Raw genomic sequence first — 18,438 nt, forward strand, 5'->3', positions numbered from 1 at the left:
TTTCCCGCCGTCCCGTTCCGGTCAGACGTCCAACTGATCGGCGACCGCGCGCAGAAGACCGGCGATCTGCTTCCCGGAGGTCTTCTCCGGGTAACGGCCCTTCTCGAGCATCGGGGTGATGTTCTCGAGGAGTGTGGTCAGGTCCTGGACGATGGAAGCCAGTTCGTCGGGCTTCTTGCGCTGGGCGGCGGCCACCGACGGGGTCGGGTCGAGGATCACGACGGAGAGTGCCTGGTCGCCGCGTTGTCCGGCGACCACGCCGAACTCGACTCGCTGGCCCGGCTTGAGGACCTCGACTCCGGCAGGCAGGACGGAGGAATGGACGAAGACGTCACCGCCGTCGTCGCGGGAGAGAAAGCCGAAGCCCTTCTCACTGTTGAACCACTTGACCTTGCCAGTCGGCAAAGCACACGCTCCCTCGATAGCTGCCGGACTGGCCGGACACCCTTGAACTGCCGTTCAGACAGCCTACCGGGGGTCTCTCCAGCCGAACACGCCTTAAAACGAGACTGAGCCCCCACCAGTGAGGGCAGAGGCTCAAAGTGGTGCAGGAAGTGTGAGGGGCTACCTGATGTGGCGGTAGAGCGTGGCGCGGGAGACTCCGAGAGCCTCGGCAATGGCAGTGACGCTCTCCCCCTTGCCTCTACGGGCCTTGGCCACAGTCAGCACGTCCTCGGTGATGACGGTGGGGCGTCCACCGGTGCGCCCCCGCGCCTTGGCCGCATGCAGACCGGTACGGGTGCGCTCGACGAGCATGTCTCGCTCAAGCTCAGTTCGGTCGCGGGGGGCTTCCCAGGCTGAAGAAAATGAACAAGGCCCCACTGAGCGGCGGATCCTTATCTTCACGCCTGCACATCTCTTACGGCCTGGCGAGTTCCAGCGCCTTCCACAATCGAGCCTCTACATTGTGGCTGACAACTAGCCTTTTCATCTTCTTCTCTCCAGGGGGCTCGAGTGCAAGCTCATTTGCCATTTCCTGAATGTCTCCCAGGTCCATGACCATTCCCCTTTCACTCTCATCCGCCCCCTTGTTCCACCCCCAGACCTTCACCTGATGGGCGCGGAGGAATTCCCTTCGGTCTTCCTGGTCTTTGGCTTCCCAGACTTCCCCGTACTTCTTACCCGTGGCCTTGAGATTCGAATTAGCCCTTTCCGCTTCCTGCTTTGCGAGTAGCGCGACCTTTGCAGACAGAACCTTGTGTATCCGCATGTACGATTCTCCCTGCCCCTCTCCGTCGTACTCCCCTGCAATGTATGTGGCTTCCAGGTTTTCCAGGCGCGCCCTGGCGTCCTGGAGTTCCCTTGCCCGACTAGGGCCGGTACCGGCTCGCTCGTACATGTCCCACGTGCCTACGCTTCCCCGGATCTCCTGGTCGACCCATGCGTCAAGGACGTCAGAGCGGACAGAGAAACCCTCTGCGCACGTGCCCCCCTTGAACTTGTTGGAGCAGCGGTAATACCGGCGACCCGGAACCCTGGTGCCGTCTTTCGTAACGTGTCCTGAATTAAGGAGAGAGGTGACGGCCGCTCCGCACGCACCGCACCTGGCAATACCGGCCAGAAGACTCCTGGTGCTGACCCGTTTCTCTACTCCCTCAACCTTTGGAGCAGGCTTGATTCTATCGAACAGGTCTGCCCATTCGTCCATTGTGGCCAAAGGCCTCTCAGGGAGGATGAAGGGATTCCCCTCATCATCCAGAACAGCCTCACCCTTGTACGTGTAGATACCGGGAATCCAGGAGGAGCGGATGAATTTGTTGATGATGGTGGACTGCCATTGCGTCCCCTTCGTCTCCTGGCCCTTGAGTTTCCGCAGGTGGTCACCCCACGTGAGTACGCCACGACCATTGAAGTCTCGGGCAATCCTGTGTGTGGACTGTCCCTCACCGATACGCCGGAAGATCTCTTGAACGATGGGGTGATAGTCCTGGTCAATCTCCAGAACCTTCCTCTTCCCACCCTCTACGGTCTTGATGGTGTAGCCGGTGGGCGGAGCGCCTGTGAGCCATGAGCGGTTCTCCAGACGGCTCTGTACGCCGTTCAGGATGCGTGCCTGGATCGTGTCCCACTCGGCCTCGGCAAAGACAGCCGTCATGCGCGCCATCATCTTGCCCTGAGGAGTCGAGAGGTCGAACCCTTCCTCTACGCACACGATGAACTTGCCGTTCTCCTGCGCCCATTCCAAGAGTTCGTTGAAGTGCATCGAGCGACGGGTAAGCCTGTCCATCCTGGCCGCAATGATCACGTCGAACTCATCGGCTCGCTTCGTGAGCCAGCGTCCCACCTTCGGCCGCTTGAAGGGGGAGATGGAGCCTGAGACGTCCGTATCCTCTGCCTCCCCCACCAGGACGCCGGACAGCAGGGGAGAGCTGATGTGGTGTCGGATCACGCCCCGCTGCCACTCGATGGACGTGGAGCCGTCCGAGTCGGCAGAGAGGCGGAGGCAGGCGAGGTAGCGCAGACCCGGTGTCATGAGGGGAGGCTAGCGGAGTCTGTGTGCCTAGATGACCGGCTTGCACTTGCCGGTAGGCACGTTCATCCTGGTACGTCCCCCGGTTGTTCCTTCGCGCAGGGAACTACCCTGGTCCGGTGCGTGACAAAACCCAGACGAATTCCGCCGCTCCCGGTGACCGACTGATCCGTGCCGGTGCCATCGTGTTCTTCGCCGGCGCCGTGGCCACACTGGTCACGGTCGCCCCGCTTCTGCTCGGGACGACGCCTTTTCCGGCATACATGTTCGGTTTGAGCATGCTCATGGGCGTCGGTTTCCTCGTCGCGGGCGCCGGCGTCCTGCGGTCCGTCGCCGCGGGGCGGCGTCAGGCGCGGTCCGACACCCCCTAGACCCCGAGGTGGCCGGCGAGCCAGGCGGGGAACTCGGTGAGGTCGGTGAGCACGACATCCGCACCGGCCGTCCGCAGTTCCTGCGCACCGACCGGCCCGGTCGGCACGGTCACCGACAGCGCCCCCGCGGCGTGCGCGCCGCGGACGTCGCCCACGTGGTCGCCGACGTAGACGCTCGCGCCGTGCTCGCGCAGCGCCCGCGCCTTCTGCTCGGCCCACAGGTCGCCGACGACCGCGTCGGGGCCGAGGCGCAGGTGCGCCACCTGGAGTTCGGCGTTCGGCTGGTGCTTGGCGGTGACGACGACCGCCCGCCCGCCGGCCGCCCGCACCGCCGCTATGGACTCCCGGGCGCCGGGCAGCGCGGTCGCGCCGGTGACGCCGTGCTCCGGGTACAGCGAGCGGTAGAGGTCGGCCACGGCGGCGACCCGCTCCGCCGGGTACCAGTGGGCCAGCTCCGTCTCCGGCGGCGGCCCGAGCCGGGTGACCACCAGGTCGGCGTCGATGTACGTCCCCGTCCGCTCGGCGAGCGCGATGTACGTGGCCCGGATGCCGGGCCGGGAGTCGATGAGGGTCATGTCGAGGTCGAAGCCGACGGTGAGCTGGGGTGACGTCATGCGGCCCATTCTGCCCGGCCGGTACGGCCCGTCCACCTCGGCCCGCGCGCCCGTCTACCTGGGCTTGCGCGCCCGCCAGACCAGGAACAGGGCCGACGCCACGGCCGCGCCCCGGATCACCCACGGCCAGGTCTGGGCGACGGCGTCGTTCATCCGCCCGTCGGCGATGGGTTCGCCCCAGCGTCCCTCGGAGCGCCCCCACAGCCACACGAGCCCGGCGGTGAGCGCGAGCCCCGGCAGCCCCATGACGGCGAACTTCGTCTCCCGTTCGGTCAGCCGGCGTGAGGCGTAGGCGATGAGCCAGCCCAGGAGGAGGACGAACCAGTTCCCGAGCACCGCGCCGGCGACGAGACAGGCGGCGGCGACCAGCAGCAGGGGACTGTTCCAGCCCGCTCCCTCCGCGGCGGCCCGCCGCAGCCGCAGCCGGCGCCGGCGCGGGCGGGCCTCCTCCTCGGCCGCCTCTTCGCCGACGGGATCCTCGGCCTTCCTTCCGCCCGGCTCATCCCGCTCTGGCGTCCTGGGCGGGGGCGGCTTGAGCAGGTCCGGGATCTCGACGCCACCGGTGAATCCCGGCACGTCCTCGCCGATGCCCAGCGGGGTCGGTTCGCTCAGCCACCAGTCGGGGGTGCCCCGGCTGTCGCCCAGCTCGTGCAGGGGCGCGCGGTGCGGTGGGGACGGGGCGTCCGAGGGGTCGGGGGCTGGGGCGGGGGGCGGTGCGCCGGTCCGCGGCCGCGGCACGACCCGCCGGATGCCCTTCGGCCGCTCCGGCTCCCGCTGTACGGGAACCGAGGGCTCCGGCGCCGGTGTCCGCGGCGCGCCGCCGTCACCGGCCGCGGCGGCCACGAGGTCGTCGGGGCTGCCGAGGCGGTCGATGATGCGTCGGACGGCGGCGGGAGAATCGACGGCCGCCTTGGCCCGGCGCCGGTCGATCTCGTCGCGCAGCTCGGACACGAGCCGCATCCGCTCGGCCGACGACAACTGCCGCTGCTGCGCGACGTCCCCGACCCGGCTCAGATACTCGTAGACGACTTGGTCGCTCTCGATCCCCACGGGAAGACGCTACCGCGCACCCCCCGGACAACACCCCGACAACCACCCCCGCCCTCCCGACCCACCGAAACCACGCCCTCCGCCAGACAGCGGCCCCGGCATCGGGTGTGTCGGGGCAACTCGTGGGCGGGGGAGCGGGGGAGAGGGGCCCTCGGGGGTCCGGGGGCGGCGGCCCCCGGGGGCGCCAACCGCTACCGTGGGCAAGATGAGCACCGAGGACCAGCGGGCCCCCCGATCCCTCGCGGCAGCGCTCCGCGGCCGCGACGACGCGTCGCTGGCCGCGCTGCTGCGCGCCCGCCCCGACCTCATCACCCCGGTCCCCACGGACCTCACGCAGCTCGCCACCCGGGCCGGCACCCGCGCCTCCGTCGTCCGCGCGCTGGAGCGGCTCGACCGTTTCGCCCTCCAGACCGCGGAGGCGCTGGCCGTGGCGGGCGACCCGGCGGCCTACGACGAGCTGCTCGGGCTGATGGCCGGCGACGCACGGGACGCGGCGGTCGCCGACGCGCTGCCCGGCGCCCTGGCGGCCCTGCGCGAACAGGCCCTGGTGTGGGGTGACGACGGCAGCCTCCGCCTCGTGCGCACCGCCCGCGAACTGCTCGCGCCGTCCGCGCAGCACCCCTCGCCCACCGGCCTCGGGCCGAGCGTGCGGGAGGCGACGGCGGGCATGTCGCCCGGCCGGATCCAGGAGCTGGTGGCGGCCGTCGGGCTGCCGTCCACCCACGACTCGGTGTCCGCCGTCGACGCGCTGACCGCGCTGTTCACCCACCGCAAGAAGATGGCCGCCCTGCTGGCCCAGGCGCCCGCCGACTCCCTCGACGTCCTGGGCCGGCTGATGTGGGGGCCGCCGTACGGGCAGATCACGGCCGACCCGGCGGCGCGGCTGCGCTGGCTCCTCGACCGCGGGCTGCTGCTGCCGACCGCGCCCGGGACCGTCGTCCTGCCGCGCGAGGTCGCCCTGCATCTGCGCGAGGGCCGGGCGCACCGCGCGCCCGAGCCGGTGCCCCCGGCCGTGGACCCGCTCGTGGCCCACCGTCCCCAGGTGGTGGACGCCACGGCGGCCGGGCAGGCGTACACGGCGCTGACGACGGTGGAGGAACTGCTCAAGGACTGGCACGAGGGCGGCCCGCCGGTGCTGCGGGCCGGCGGGCTGAGCGTGCGCGACCTCAAGCGGACGGCCGTCGCCCTGGACGTGTCCGAGCCGATGGCCGCGTTCTGGGTCGAACTGGCGTACGCGTCCGGGCTGCTCGCCTCCGACGGGGAGGCCGACGAGCGGTACGCGGCGACCCCGGAGTACGACGAGTGGCTGGAGCGGCCGCCCGCCGACCGCTGGGCGCAGCTCGCGCAGGCGTGGCTGGCGGCGACCCGCACGTCCGGGGTGGTCGGCGGCCGGGATCTGAAGGAGCGGGCGCTGTCGGCGCTGGGGCCGGGTCTGGACCGGTCCGCCGCGCCCGAGGTGCGCCACCGGGTGCTGGCCCTGCTGGCCGGGCTGCCCGAGGGCGCCGCGCCGCAGGCGGACGCCGTGCTGGCCCGGCTGCGCTGGGAGCGCCCACTGCGCGGCCCCCAGGCCGGACAGGCCCCGCAGGGCCAGGGGCCGCAGGGTCCCCACGGCGCGCACACCTCTCAGGGCGAGGAGGACCTGCGCTCACGGCTGGCCCGCTGGACGCTGACGGAGGCCGAACTGCTGGGCGTGACCGGACGGGGCGCGCTGTCCTCGCACGGGCGGGCCCTGCTCGGCGTGCGGCCCGCGGCCAGACCGGCCGGCGCGGCCGACGACGCGGCGCAGGCCCCGGCCGGCCCCGGCGACAAGCTGCCCGCGCACCACCGCACGGCGGCCGCCGGTCCGGTGGCCACGCCCCTGCCGCAGCCCGAGCAGGCCGCGGCCACCGCGGCCGCCGCCCGGCTGCTCGCTCCGCTGCTGCCCGAGCCCCTGGACCACGTCCTGCTCCAGGCCGACCTGACGGCGGTCGCCCCCGGCCCGCTGCGGCGCCCGCTGGCCGACGTGCTGAATGTCCTGGCGGACGTCGAGTCCAAGGGCGGCGCGACCGTGTACCGCTTCACGCCCGGTTCGGTACGCCGTGCCCTGGACGCCGGCCGCAGCGCCTCCGACCTGCATGCCTTCCTGGCGGAGCACTCCCGTACCCCGGTACCGCAGCCGCTGGCCTACCTGATCGACGACGTGGCCCGCCGGCACGGCCATCTGCGGGTGGGCGCGGCCTCGGCCTACGTCCGCTGCGACGACGACGCCCTGCTGAACGAGATCCTCGCCGACAAGCGCGCCGCCGCCCTGCGGATGCGGCGGCTGGCGCCCACGGTGCTCGCCGCCCAGGTCGACCCGGCGAGCCTTCTCGAGGGTCTGCGGGCGATGGGCTTCGCGCCCGCCGCCGAGTCCGCCGAGGGAGACGTCCTGATCACCCGCGCGCATGCCCACCGCACCTCGCCCCGCGCGGCCCCCGAGCCGGTGCCGGACGGTCCGCCGGTGCCCGACGGCACCCTGCTGACCGCGGCGATCCGCGCGATCCGGGCGGGTGACCTGGCCGCCACGGCTCCGCGCAAGCCGGCGGACGCGACCGCCCCGCTCGCCCCGGGGGAGCTGCCCCGGACCGGCTCGGCGGAGACCCTCGCCACCATGCAGGCCGCCGTCCTGACCGGCGAGGCGCTGTGGATCGGCTACGTCAACGCCGAGGGGACGGCCAGCCAGCGCGTCATCGCCCCGGTCCGGGTGGAGGGCGGCTTCGTGACGGCGTACGACCACACGGCGGACGAGGTCCGCACCTATCCGCTGCACCGGATCACGGGAGTGGCCGAACTCGCGCAGGACTGACGGTCAGCACTCGCCCACGTCGGCGTCGGCCGGCAGGCCGAAGTGGACGCGGGCCGTGGCCTCCAGCGTCCGTGACGACATCGGGTCCCGCAGGGACGCCCGGGTGAGGACGCCGAAGTGGGACTCCGTCCACCGCCCGTAGCCCTCGCCGTCCGGCGGCTCCTCGCGGGCCACGACCCGGTAGCCCCCGGCGGCCGCGCCGTCCCGCTCCAGCCGCACCACCTGCGGGTACTGCCCGGCGGCGCACTCCAGCAGGGTGTCGCCGCGCACCGCGTACGCGACGCACAGCGCGTTGACGCCGGCCCGCACCTCTCCCCCGTGTTCCTCCAGTTCGAGCGCCTTCGCCTCGCAGAACCAGCGGGCCCTGGGCGCGGCCACGCCCTCGCCGTGCCCGCCGCCCAGGGACTCGGCCGCGATCCTGGCCTCGATGACCGGCCGCACCTCGCCCCACAGCCGCCCGTCGATCTGCGCGGGCCACATGACCCAGGTGCCCGTGGCGGCCAGCACCGCCGCGGCTCCCACGCCCACCGCGCCCCTGCGCAACGACAGGACCGACATACCGTGACTCCCCACCGCGTCGCGCCCATCGCGCTGCTCCCCCGGTGAGACCCTCGAACGCGGGTCAGGGTTGCGCGGGGCCGCCGGGAAGAAGCCCCCCGCCGCCACGGCGCGCGGTACGGCACACTGGAGGTTTGGCCCGTGCGGAAGGGATGGCGTACGTGAACGGACCGCTGATCGTCCAGTCGGACAAGACTCTGCTCCTGGAGGTCGACCACGAGCAGGCGGACGACTGCCGTCGTGCCATCGCGCCGTTCGCGGAACTGGAGCGGGCGCCGGAGCACATCCACACCTACCGGCTGACGCCGCTGGGGCTGTGGAACGCCCGCGCGGCCGGGCACGACGCCGAGCAGGTCGTGGACGCGCTCGTGGAGTACAGCCGCTACCCCGTGCCGCACGCGCTGCTCGTCGACATCGCCGAGACCATGGACCGCTACGGCCGGCTGACCCTGAGCAAGCATCCGGCGCACGGGCTGGTGCTCACCACGACCGACCGGCCGGTGCTGGAGGAGATCCTGCGCTCCAAGCGGGTCGCTCCGCTGGTCGGCGCCCGGATCGACCCGGACAGCGTCGTCGTGCACCCCTCGGAGCGCGGGCAGATCAAGCAGACGCTGCTGAAGCTCGGCTGGCCCGCCGAGGACCTCGCCGGGTACGTCGACGGCGAGGCGCACCCGATCGAGCTCGCCGAGGACGGCTGGGCGCTGCGGCCCTACCAGAAGCAGGCCGTGGAGAACTTCTGGCACGGCGGCAGCGGGGTCGTGGTGCTGCCGTGCGGTGCCGGCAAGACCCTGGTCGGCGCCGGCGCGATGGCCCAGGCGAAGTCGACGACGCTGATCCTCGTCACCAACACGGTCTCCGCGCGGCAGTGGAAGCACGAGCTGGTGAAGCGCACCTCGCTGACCGAGGACGAGATCGGCGAGTACAGCGGGACGCGCAAGGAGATCCGGCCGGTCACCATCGCCACCTACCAGGTGCTGACGACCCGGCGCAAAGGCGTGTACCCGCACCTGGAGCTGTTCGACTCCCGGGACTGGGGGCTCATCCTCTACGACGAGGTGCACCTGCTGCCGGCGCCGGTCTTCAAGTTCACGGCGGATCTCCAGGCCCGCCGCCGCCTGGGCCTGACCGCGACCCTGGTCCGCGAGGACGGCCGTGAGTCGGACGTGTTCTCCCTGATCGGTCCCAAGCGGTTCGACGCTCCGTGGAAGGAGATCGAGGCGCAGGGCTACATCGCGCCCGCGGACTGCGTCGAGGTCCGGGTGAACCTGACGGACTCCGAGCGGCTGGCGTACGCCACCGCCGAGGCGGAGGAGAAGTACCGGTTCTGCGCGACGACGGCGACCAAGCGGAAGGTGACGGAGGCGATCGTCCGGCGCTTCGCGGGGCAGCAGGTCCTCGTCATCGGCCAGTACATCGACCAGCTGGACGAGCTGGGCGAGCACCTGGGCGCCCCGGTGATCAAGGGCGAGACCTCCAACGCGCAGCGCGAGAAGCTCTTCGACGCCTTCCGGCAGGGCGAGATCAGCGTTCTGGTGGTGTCCAAGGTGGCGAACTTCTCGATCGACCTGCCGGAGGCGACGGTCGCCATCCAGGTCTCGGGGACGTTCGGCTCCCGTCAGGAGGAGGCACAGCGCCTCGGCCGGGTGCTGCGCCCCAAGGCGGACGGCCACCAGGCCCACTTCTACTCGGTGGTCGCGCGGGACACGCTCGACCAGGACTTCGCGGCGCACCGCCAGCGGTTCCTGGCGGAGCAGGGCTACGCGTACCGGATCATGGACGCGGACGAGCTGCTGGCCGAGGGGCCCGGGCCGGGTCCGGGTCCCGCCTGAGCCGCGCCGGGGTCACCGATGGCGGTGGACCCCGGCCTCCTCGCCGTACTCGCCGAGGATGATCACGTCGAAGGCGGCGCCCGCGAAGACCTTCAGGGCGCGCAGGGCGTCGCCGAGGCGGTGGCGGTGCGTGTCGGAGAGGGAGGTCGCGCCGGACGGGCGACCGGGGGCCGGGGTGATGGTCGCTGCACTCATGTCTCCATGATGGGATCCAAGGGGTAAAGGGGGCATCGGTCCCAGGTCCCCTTTCGGCCTACTCCCGCGGTACCCCTGCGGGAGGGGGTGTCCCCTACGGGTTCGAGGCCGGCGCCGGGACCGAGGCGGGGTGGCGGCGGCAAATGCGGTGGCACCCGCTTCGCCCGTTCACCTACAATCTCCGCTCTTGCCCGCCTCCCTTCCCGGAGTGCCGCCGTCCGGACGGAAACCGGACGGACTCACCGCGGCGCCCGCGACGCGCCCCCCTTCAGCCGGCCCGGAGGCACCCCCTTGTCCACGTCGTCCACGCCGTCCACGCCGTCGTCCACACCTGTGGACGACGATCCGCTCGCCCGCGAGCGCGCCCATCTCAGCTCCTCCCGGAGCGCCCTGCGGGCCATGCGCGAGGACGCCGAGGCCCTCGACATCAGCGACGTCACCGCGAACTGGGTCAACGCCCAGATCCTGGAGCGCCAGATCGGCGAGCGCATCAAGGCGCTCGCCGACCTCAGCCACACCCCGCTGTTCTTCGGCCGGCTCGACTACCTGCACGCGCCCGGCGCCGAGCAGGCGGAGGGGGCGGAGGGGGAGCAGTTCTACATCGGGCGCCGGCATGTGCACGACGGCGACGGGGACCCGATGGTCATCGACTGGCGTGCGCCGGTCTCGCAGCCGTTCTACCGGGCCTCGAAGAAGGACCCGATGGACGTCGGGCTGCGCCGCCGCTTCGGTTACACCGGCGGCGAGCTCACCGCGTACGAGGACGAGCACCTCTCCGACCCGGCGGAGACGGCGCGGACCAGCGCGCTGCTCCAGCGGGAGATCGAGCGGCCGCGCGTCGGCCCGATGCGGGACATCGTCGCCACCATCCAGCCCGAGCAGGACGAGATCGTCCGCAGCGGGCTGGGCGGCACCGTCTGTGTGCAGGGCGGGCCGGGCACCGGGAAGACGGCCGTCGGCCTGCACCGGGTCGCCTACCTGCTCTACGCGCACCGTGAGCGGCTCGCCCGCACCGGCACCCTGGTCATCGGCCCGAACAAGTCCTTCCTCCACTACATCGAGCAGGTGCTGCCCGCCCTGGGCGAGCTGACGGTCCGCCAGGGCACGGTCGACGACCTGGTGGCCCATGTCGAGGTGCGGGGCACGGACGACGCGGCGGCGGCGGTCGTCAAGGGCGACGCGAGGATGGCGGAGGTGCTGCGGCGGGCCGTCCGTTCGCACGTCGGCAGGCCGGCCGAACCGCTCGTCGTCGTGCGCGGCTCGCGGCGGTGGCGGGTGCCCGCCCACGAGCTGGAGGAGATGGTCCGGGAGCTGCTGGAGCGCGGCATGCGCTACGGCGCGGCCCGCGAGGCCCTGCCCCAGCGCATCGCGCACGCGGTCCTGGTGCAGATGGAGCGCTCGGGCGAGGCGCCCGACGACCGGGTGCAGGACGCCGTCGCCCGTAACAGCGCGGTCAAGGCGGCCGTGAAGGCGCTCTGGCCGGCCGTCGATCCGGCGAAGCTGGTGCTCCGGCTGCTCACGGACGCGGAGTTCCTCGCCGAGCACGCGGCGGGCGTGCTGAGCGAGGAGGAGCAGAGGACGATCCTGTGGGCGAAGCCGGCGCGGTCGGTGAGGTCGGCCCGGTGGTCGGCGGCGGACGCGGTCCTCGTCGACGAGGCGAGAGACATCGTCGAGCGCACGCACTCGCTCGGGCATGTGGTCCTGGACGAGGCGCAGGACCTGTCCCCCATGCAGTACCGGGCGGTCGGCCGGCGCTGCACGACGGGTTCGGCGACCGTGCTGGGCGATCTGGCGCAGGGCACCACCCCGTGGGCGACGCGGAGCTGGGAGGAGGCGCTGACCCACCTGGGCAAGGCGGACGCGGTGATCGAGGAGCTGACGGCCGGTTTCCGTGTGCCGACGGACGTCATCACCTACGCCTCACGGCTGCTCCCGCACATCGCGCCGGGACTCACGCCGGTCGCCTCGGTCCGTGAGAACCCGGGCTTCTTCGACCTCAGGCCGGTCACGGGTGACGACGAGGTCGTCGCGGCCTGCGAGGAACTGCTGCGCAACGAGGGCTCGACGGGCCTGATCGCGGCCGACGCCCGGATCCCCGCCCTGGCCGAGGCGCTGGCGGCGTCCGGTATCGCCCACCTCTCCCCCGGCGAGGAGACGACCGCCGAGACCCGGCTCACCCTCGTCCCGGCCTCCCTGGCCAAGGGCCTGGAGTACGACTACGTGGTCCTAGACGAGCCGGGGGCGGTGGTCGACGGCGAACCGGACGAGCGGACCGGGCTGCGCCGGCTGTACGTGGCGCTGACCCGGGCGGTGTCGGGCCTGATCGTGACCCACGTGGCCGCCCTGCCGCCCCAACTCGCCTGACGCGCCCCTTTCACCCCGCGGTCGGGCGGCGCGCCGGTCAGTCGGCCGGGACGCCGTCCACCGCGCGGCGCCACTGCGCCACGGCCTGCGCCGAGACCGGGCCGGACCAGCCCCGCGGGCGGGCCGCGCCGCCGATGTGGAAGGCGTCGACACCGCCCGCCCGCAGCACGGGCACATGGCCGAGGCCCAGGCCGCCGCCCACGAGGAGCCGCTGCTCGTAGCCCTGTTCGCCGTGCCGGGCCGCCTCCGCGAGCAGGACGGGCAGCCCGGTGTCGACGCCGTCGGCGGAACCGGCCGTGAGGTAGGTGTCCAGACCGGGCAGGCCGTCGAGCTGCTTGCGCAGGGCGTCCCGGTCGGCGGCGTGGTCGAGGGCGCGGTGGAAGGTCCAGCGGCAGCCGTCCAGCTCGGCGACGACGCGCTCCACCGCGGCCAGGTCCACCCCGCCCCCGGCGTCGAGGAAGCCGAGCACGAACTCGTCCGCGCCGGCCGCCCGCAGTTCGCCGGCGGCCCGCACCAGGGAGTAGACGTCCTGCGCGGTTCCCGCCGCGAAGCCCTCGGAGCGTCTCAGCATCACGCGCAGGGAGAGGTCCACGGCGGCCCGGATCCCGGCGAAGACCGTGACCGGCGGGGTGAGGCCGTCGGCGGCCATGTCGGTGACCAGCTCGAGGCGGTCCGCGCCTCCGGTCTGGGCGGCGACCGCGTCCTCGGCGTCGAGGGCGATCACCTCCAGAACTGCACGCTTGCTCATGGCACCCCATTCGTCTGCGTTCGTCGGCTGCATCGGGCGACTACAGGTCTAGTCCAATTGAAGAATACGCGGGAGAACCCCTTCCGTACGCGCGACAATGGGCCCATGGCCGATCTCGACGCCCTGCGCACCCGTTTCAGCCACGCCCTGGACAGGACCCGGGGTCCGGTCGACGGCCCCGACCCGGCGCCGTACGCGGACGACCTCCTCGCCCGCTGGCAGGAGCCGCAGCGCCGCTACCACACGCTCACGCACCTCACGGAGGTCCTCGACCGCGTCGACGTGCTCGCCGCTCACGCCGCGGACCCGGACGTCGTCCGGCTGGCCGCCTGGTTCCACGACGCCGTCTACCTGCCCGACCGCTCCGAGAACGAGGAACGCTCGGCCCGTCTCGCCGAGCGCGCCCTGCCCGAGGCCGGGGTGCCGGCGCGGCGGACCGCCGAGGTCGCCCGGCTCGTGCGGCTGACCGTCACCCACGATCCGGCCGACGACGACCCCGACGGCGAGGTCCTGTGCGACGCCGACCTCGCGGTCCTCGCCGCCCCGCCCGCCGCGTACGCCGCCTACACGGCCGCCGTCCGCGAGGAGTACCACTTCGTCCCGAACGACGCCTTCCGGGCCGGCCGCGCGGACATCCTGCGTCAACTGCTGTCGCTGCCGCGCCTGTTCAGGACGCCGTACGGGAGCGAGCGGTGGGAGGCCACGGCCCGCTACAACCTGCGGGGCGAACTGGACCTGCTCACCTCGTGACCGCCCCGCGCATCCCCGCCGGACGCCTCACGCTCGAAGGCGTCACCCCCAGCGCCGCCGCCGGACTGCGGGCGGGCGGCGGCGGAGGCTTCGCCTGGCTCGGCGGCGGCCCGTTCGAGGGGACGCGGGACGCCGCCGGGATGATGGTGCGGGCGTACGTGTCCGGCGTGCACCGGCCGGAGTTCGGCCTGTACGTCCTCGTGCGGCGCGAGGACGGGCGGGCCGTCGGCAGCGTGTGCTTCCACGCGGCCCCCGACGAGGACGGCCGAACGGAGATCGGCTACGACCTCGTGCAGGCCGCCCGGGGCCACGGTTACGCGACCGAGGCGCTGCGCGCGCTGGCCGGCTGGGCGCTGGCCCGGGACGACGTCCGCCGGCTGTTCGCGGTCGTCGAGCACACCAACGCGCCCTCCCGCGCGGTGCTGGAACGCGCCGGGTTCGTCAAGGTCGGCGAAGGCCCCGGGGAAACCGCATACGAACTTCGAAAACCCCCGCCCACCCCCTGACCACCCCCGTCCCGCCTCCCCCGAGCCCGGTGCTCGACCAGACTCCCCCGAGCCCGCCCCACCCGGCCATCCGTGCCCGGCCTGCGTGGCCCGTCCCGCCTCACCCGACCAGCCGTACCCGCACCGGCCGCACCCAGGCCCGCTCCACCCAGCCCCCCCTCACCCGGCCCCGGCCTGCCCGGCTCCGCTCAGCCGGTGGTGCCCTTGCGGCGGCGGAGGCCGGCCTGTGTCAGGAGGCGGACCACCTCGCGGCTGCTGACCCGGACCGCGCCGGCGGCCACCACCTCGGCGTAACGGTGCGACGGGATGTCGTAGTGATCGCGCTCGAAGGCGCGCCGGGGGACGCCCAACCCCTCGGCGAACCGGTGCAGTTCGTCGTAGGAGACATCGCTGACGAGGTGCGACCACATACGGCCGTGCCCCGGCCAGTCGGGCGGGTCGATGTAGACGGTCACGAGAGCCTCACGAGGACGACCCGCCTCCCAGAGCCGCCCCCAGCGAGCCCACCGACGCGACCTTCACCCCGGCCTGGTGGCACACCCAGTGCGGGTCGGGCCCGAGTTCGGGCTCCACCTCGAGCGCGTGCGGGTCGCCGGAACCGCAGACCGGGCACAGCGGCCAGCGCCCGTACCGCTCGAGCAGCGCGTCCTGCACGTCCTGCGCGACCAGCCCCGCCACGTACGCCCGGCCGTCCGGCCACTGTTCGGCCCACCAGCGGCGCTGCACGACGGAGTCCTCGACCAGCGTCACCACGTCCGCCGCGGCCACGTCCGCGGACGCGAGGTCGGCCAGGACGAGGGCGCGGGCCGTGTGCAGGGTCTGTTCCAGGGGGCTGATGGGATCCATCCCCCCATTGTGCGCATGCCCGGCCCGGAGCCCGAACAGAAGATGCCTTCCGGCCCGCGCCGGACCGGCGGCGGACGCGTCGGCCTCGGGCCGCGTCGTACGGGACGCCGGCCCGCCGGCACCGGTAGACCGTAGGGGCACCGGCGGGCCGGAGAGGAAGGCGGACCGCGCGGGACCACGCAGCGAGGCGGGGACCGGCAGGCCGCGGCGGTGCCGACACCTGCCCGAACCGCACCGGAAGAGAGCCGTCCCCGATGACCCACCGGCCCGACCCCCGAGAACTGCGCACCACGCTCGAGTCCCTCACCACCGAGGCGTTCCGCCCCGAACTCGCCGATGTCGACCGGCTTCCCACCCTCGACATCGCCCGGCTGATGAACGGGGAGGACACCGGCGTCCCCGCCGCCGTCGGCGCCCGGCTGCCGCAGATCGCCGCCGTCGTGGACGCCGTCGCGGCCCGCATGGCGCGCGGCGGACGGCTGGTCTACGCCGGTGCCGGCACCGCCGGACGGCTCGGCGTGCTCGACGCCTGCGAGTGCCCGCCCACCTTCGCCACCGCGCCCGGCCAGGTCGTCGGGCTGATCGCGGGCGGCCCGTCGGCCATGGTCACCTCCGTCGAGGGCGCCGAGGACTCCGAGGACCTCGCCGAGGCGGACCTTGCCGCCCTCGCGCTCACCCCCGACGACACCGTGGTCGGCGTCTCCGCGTCCGGCCGCACCCCCTACGCCGTCGGCGCCGTGCGGTACGCGCGGGCCCGGGGCGCCCTGACCGTCGGGCTGGCCTGCAACGCGGGCAGTGCGCTGGCCGCCGCCGCCGAGCACGGCATCGAGGTGGTCGTGGGCCCCGAGCTGCTGACCGGCTCCACCCGGCTGAAGGCGGGCACCGCTCAGAAGCTGGTGCTGAACATGATCTCGACGATCACCATGATCCGGCTGGGCAAGACCTACGGGAACCTGATGGTCGACGTCCGTGCCACGAACGAGAAGCTGCGTGCCCGCGCGCACCGGATCGTGGCCCTGGCGACCGGGGCGGACGACGAGGACATCGAGGCGGCCCTCACGGCCACCGGCGGCGAGGTGAAGAACGCGGTCCTCGTCCTGCTCGCCGGGGTGGACGGGCCGGCCGCCGCCCGCCTTCTGGAGGAGTCCGGGGGCCATCTGCGCGCCGCGCTCGGCACGGGAGGCGGCTGAGCCGCACGCTCGGGGGGTGCGCATCGACTCCTCCTCCACAGCCGCCGCGATCCTGCCCCTGGTGGGCGGCGCCGCGAACGTCAGGTCCGTCGCCCACTGCATGACCCGGCTGCGGCTGGGTCTCGCCGACCCCGCGCTCGCGGACGAGGAGGCGCTGCGGGCCGTGCCCGGGGTCCTCGGGCTCGTCGTGGACGACGGCTCGTACCAGGTGGTGCTCGGCCCGGGGGCGGTGAGCGGGGTGACGGCCGCGTTCGAGTCGCTGCTCGCCCGCCCGGCCCGTGACGGCGGACCGGACGCGCGCGGGGCCGGTCCGGCGGCGGCACGGCGCCGGGGAGCCGCGACCCCGGTCAGGTCGGGGCTGCGCCGGCTGGCCGCCGTGTTCGTCCCGCTCCTTCCCGCGCTGATCGGCTGCGGGGTCCTCGCCGGGGTCAACGGCCTGCTGCTGAACACCGGTTGGCTGCCCGGGGCGGCCCCCGCCCTCACCGCCGTCGCGTCCGCCTTCATGACGCTGATCGCCGTCTTCGTCGGTCACAACACGGCGAAGGAGTTCGGCGGGACTCCGGTCCTGGGCGGGGCGGTCGCGGCGATCGTCGTCCACCCCGGGGTCGCGAAGGTGACGGCGTTCGGGGTGACCCTCACCCCCGGCCAGGGCGGGGTCCTCGGCGCGCTGGCCGCGGCCCTGCTGGCCACCCGCGTCGAGCGGTGGTGCCGCGGCCGGGTCCCGGAGGCACTGGACGTGCTCGTGACCCCGACCGTGACGGTCCTCGTGGCCGGCCTCGGCACGCTGTACGGCCTGATGTACGCGGCCGGTGCGGTGTCCTCGGCGATCGGCACGGCGGCGAACTGGCTGCTGGCGACGACGGGCGCCTTCGCGGGGCTGGTGCTCGGCGGCCTCTTCCTGCCGCTGGTGATGCTGGGCCTGCACCAGGCCCTCATCCCCATCCACACCGCCCTCATCGAGCAGCAGGGCTCCACGGCCCTGCTGCCCGTCCTGGCGATGGCGGGGGCGGGCCAGGTCGGCGCCGCGCTGGCGGTGTACGTCCGGCTGCGCCACGACACGTCGCTGCGGAAGACGATCAGGTCGGCGCTGCCCGCGGGGCTGCTGGGCATCGGGGAACCCCTGGTCTACGGGGTGTCGCTCCCGCTGGGGCGGCCCTTCCTCACGGCCTGCGTGGGCGGGGCGGCCGGCGGCGCCTTCGTCGGGTTCTTCGCGATGCTCGGCGACCGGGTGGGCGCGACGGCGATCGGCCCGTCCGGCTGGGCCCTGTTCCCCCTGCTGGCGGGCAACCGGGGGCCGGCCCTGACGGCGGCGATCTACGCGGGCGGCCTGCTGACGGCCTACACGATCGGCTTCGCGGCGACGTACGCCTTCGCCGGTCTGCGCTCCCCGCGCCCCGGCCCGCCGGACGGGACGGGCGACGGCGGGCACCCGGAGAGCGGGAGCCGGAAGGACGGGAGCCGGGAGAGCGGGGGCCCGCAGGACGGGCCGGGGGCGGCCGGGTCCCCGGAGGGCGGGGGCGTCCTACCCTTGGGGGCATGAACCACGCCCAGCTCACCGCGCTCGGCCGTGCCCTCCGGCTTCTCGGCGAGCACGGTGAGGCGCTCTCCGCGGACACCCCGGACGCCCGGCTGCACGAGGTCAAGGCCGATCTGCGGCGTGCCCTGGACCTGCTGGACGAGAGTGTCGTCGGCGCGACGCCCACCACCCGCTGCGCCGAACACCCGCACGGTCCGGTCGACGAGGCGGCGCCCGACCTGTGCCTGCTGTGCGAGACCCGCCGCCGGGCGGCCCGGCGCGCCGAGTTCAACGGACCCGCCCCGCAGGCGCCGTACACCGCGCCCGCGCCCTCCCGGTACGGCACCCGCGCCGACCGACCGCAGCCCCAGCAGCGCTGGCTCGCGGAGTTGTGGAACGGCCAGGAGTGGCAGCTCTGCGGGACCCCGCGCCGGGACCGCCGCGAGGCCGAGCTCTACATCTCGGCCCTGCGCCGCGGCTCCCGGCCCGCGATGGCCTACCGCCTGGTCCACGAGTTCACCGACTACGAGGTGCTGCGGATCTGGGGCACCCCGGTGAAGGTCGACATCGAGCCCCTCGGCAACCTCTAGGGCTGGTGAGCGGCAGC

Annotated in this window: 18 protein-coding genes and 1 pseudogene; 9 read left to right on the forward strand and 10 right to left on the reverse strand. The window is 73.4% G+C overall.

Features of this window, described 5'->3' with window-relative positions; all coding sequences use genetic code 11:
* Positions 1-21: 21 nt before the first annotated feature.
* From Saso_RS38930 to Saso_RS16825, 3 genes are all read right to left on the reverse strand, one after another.
* Positions 22-405 (reverse strand): cold-shock protein, encoded by a 384-nt coding sequence (locus Saso_RS38930; RefSeq protein WP_189921129.1) that lies wholly within the window; start codon positions 403-405, stop codon positions 22-24.
* A 159-nt stretch (positions 406-564) separates the two neighbouring features.
* Entirely contained in the window at positions 565-756 is a 192-nt protein-coding gene (locus tag Saso_RS16820; protein WP_189921131.1) for a helix-turn-helix domain-containing protein, read from the reverse strand.
* 103 nt (positions 757-859) lie between these two features.
* Positions 860-2,473, reverse strand: coding sequence for a recombinase family protein (locus Saso_RS16825; RefSeq protein WP_189921133.1), 1,614 nt, complete (start codon positions 2,471-2,473; stop codon positions 860-862).
* Between the two features lie 116 nt (positions 2,474-2,589).
* On the opposite strand from Saso_RS16825, the gene Saso_RS16830 reads away from it, so the two are divergent.
* On the forward strand, positions 2,590-2,841 hold the full coding sequence (locus Saso_RS16830; RefSeq protein ID WP_189921135.1) for a hypothetical protein: 252 nt from the start codon (positions 2,590-2,592) through the stop codon (positions 2,839-2,841).
* Here the strand turns inward: Saso_RS16830 and Saso_RS16835 are convergent.
* Positions 2,838-3,464 carry an HAD family hydrolase gene (locus tag Saso_RS16835; RefSeq protein ID WP_189921137.1) on the reverse strand — a complete coding sequence of 209 codons (627 nt, stop codon included), beginning with the start codon at positions 3,462-3,464 and terminating at the stop codon, positions 2,838-2,840. The genes Saso_RS16830 and Saso_RS16835 overlap by 4 nt on opposite strands.
* A gap of 45 nt (positions 3,465-3,509) precedes the next feature.
* Complete coding sequence (locus tag Saso_RS16840; RefSeq protein ID WP_189921139.1) at positions 3,510-4,505, reverse strand: hypothetical protein; 996 nt, start codon at positions 4,503-4,505, stop codon at positions 3,510-3,512.
* A 205-nt stretch (positions 4,506-4,710) separates the two neighbouring features.
* Here Saso_RS16840 and Saso_RS16845 point away from each other — a divergent pair, with 205 nt between their 5' ends.
* Positions 4,711-7,329, forward strand: coding sequence for a helicase-associated domain-containing protein (locus Saso_RS16845; RefSeq protein WP_189921141.1), 2,619 nt, complete (start codon positions 4,711-4,713; stop codon positions 7,327-7,329).
* A gap of 3 nt (positions 7,330-7,332) precedes the next feature.
* Here the strand turns inward: Saso_RS16845 and Saso_RS16850 are convergent, their stop codons facing one another.
* Positions 7,333-7,887, reverse strand: coding sequence for a hypothetical protein (locus tag Saso_RS16850; RefSeq protein ID WP_189921143.1), 555 nt, complete (start codon positions 7,885-7,887; stop codon positions 7,333-7,335).
* 161 nt (positions 7,888-8,048) lie between these two features.
* Between Saso_RS16850 and Saso_RS16855 the strand changes: the two genes are divergently transcribed.
* A complete protein-coding gene (locus tag Saso_RS16855; protein WP_351003881.1) occupies positions 8,049-9,716 on the forward strand; it encodes a DNA repair helicase XPB in 1,668 nt (555 codons plus the stop codon).
* Positions 9,717-9,728: 12 nt separating this feature from the next.
* Here the strand turns inward: Saso_RS16855 and Saso_RS16860 are convergent, their stop codons facing one another.
* Entirely contained in the window at positions 9,729-9,911 is a 183-nt protein-coding gene (locus Saso_RS16860) for a hypothetical protein (protein WP_189921145.1), read from the reverse strand.
* A gap of 291 nt (positions 9,912-10,202) precedes the next feature.
* On the opposite strand from Saso_RS16860, the gene Saso_RS16865 reads away from it, so the two are divergent.
* On the forward strand, positions 10,203-12,275 hold the full coding sequence (locus tag Saso_RS16865) for a HelD family protein (protein WP_189921147.1): 2,073 nt from the start codon (positions 10,203-10,205) through the stop codon (positions 12,273-12,275).
* Between the two features lie 37 nt (positions 12,276-12,312).
* Here Saso_RS16865 and Saso_RS16870 read toward each other — a convergent pair whose 3' ends face one another.
* Positions 12,313-13,023, reverse strand: coding sequence for a copper homeostasis protein CutC (locus tag Saso_RS16870; protein ID WP_189921149.1), 711 nt, complete (start codon positions 13,021-13,023; stop codon positions 12,313-12,315).
* A gap of 105 nt (positions 13,024-13,128) precedes the next feature.
* Between Saso_RS16870 and Saso_RS38275 the strand changes: the two genes are divergently transcribed.
* A complete protein-coding gene (locus Saso_RS38275) occupies positions 13,129-13,773 on the forward strand; it encodes an HD domain-containing protein (RefSeq protein WP_229901223.1) in 645 nt (214 codons plus the stop codon).
* Positions 13,774-13,784: 11 nt separating this feature from the next.
* A pseudogene (locus tag Saso_RS38280) lies at positions 13,785-14,279 on the forward strand (GNAT family N-acetyltransferase); the annotation flags it as partial.
* A 188-nt stretch (positions 14,280-14,467) separates the two neighbouring features.
* On the opposite strand, the gene Saso_RS16880 reads toward Saso_RS38280, so the two are convergent.
* Positions 14,468-14,734: a DUF4031 domain-containing protein gene (locus Saso_RS16880; protein ID WP_189921151.1), complete on the reverse strand. Its 267-nt coding sequence runs from the start codon at positions 14,732-14,734 to the stop codon at positions 14,468-14,470.
* 7 nt (positions 14,735-14,741) lie between these two features.
* Positions 14,742-15,125, reverse strand: coding sequence for a hypothetical protein (locus Saso_RS16885; protein WP_189921153.1), 384 nt, complete (start codon positions 15,123-15,125; stop codon positions 14,742-14,744).
* A gap of 254 nt (positions 15,126-15,379) precedes the next feature.
* Here Saso_RS16885 and murQ point away from each other — a divergent pair, with 254 nt between their 5' ends.
* Genes murQ through Saso_RS16900 form a run of 3 tightly spaced genes read left to right on the forward strand, consistent with a single transcriptional unit; the run spans position 15,380 to position 18,421 of the window.
* On the forward strand, positions 15,380-16,315 hold the full coding sequence (gene murQ / locus Saso_RS16890) for an N-acetylmuramic acid 6-phosphate etherase (protein WP_189921155.1): 936 nt from the start codon (positions 15,380-15,382) through the stop codon (positions 16,313-16,315).
* A 16-nt stretch (positions 16,316-16,331) separates the two neighbouring features.
* The gene (locus tag Saso_RS16895) at positions 16,332-17,855 is read left to right on the forward strand and encodes a PTS transporter subunit EIIC (protein ID WP_229901224.1); all 1,524 of its coding nucleotides are present in this window, start codon (positions 16,332-16,334) and stop codon (positions 17,853-17,855) included.
* Positions 17,852-18,421 carry a hypothetical protein gene (locus Saso_RS16900; RefSeq protein ID WP_189921157.1) on the forward strand — a complete coding sequence of 190 codons (570 nt, stop codon included), beginning with the start codon at positions 17,852-17,854 and terminating at the stop codon, positions 18,419-18,421. The genes Saso_RS16895 and Saso_RS16900 overlap by 4 nt, the downstream gene beginning before the upstream one ends.
* Positions 18,422-18,438: the final 17 nt, after the last annotated feature.

Origin of the sequence: Streptomyces asoensis (assembly GCF_016860545.1) — a bacterium.
Taxonomy (GTDB): domain Bacteria; phylum Actinomycetota; class Actinomycetes; order Streptomycetales; family Streptomycetaceae; genus Streptomyces; species Streptomyces asoensis.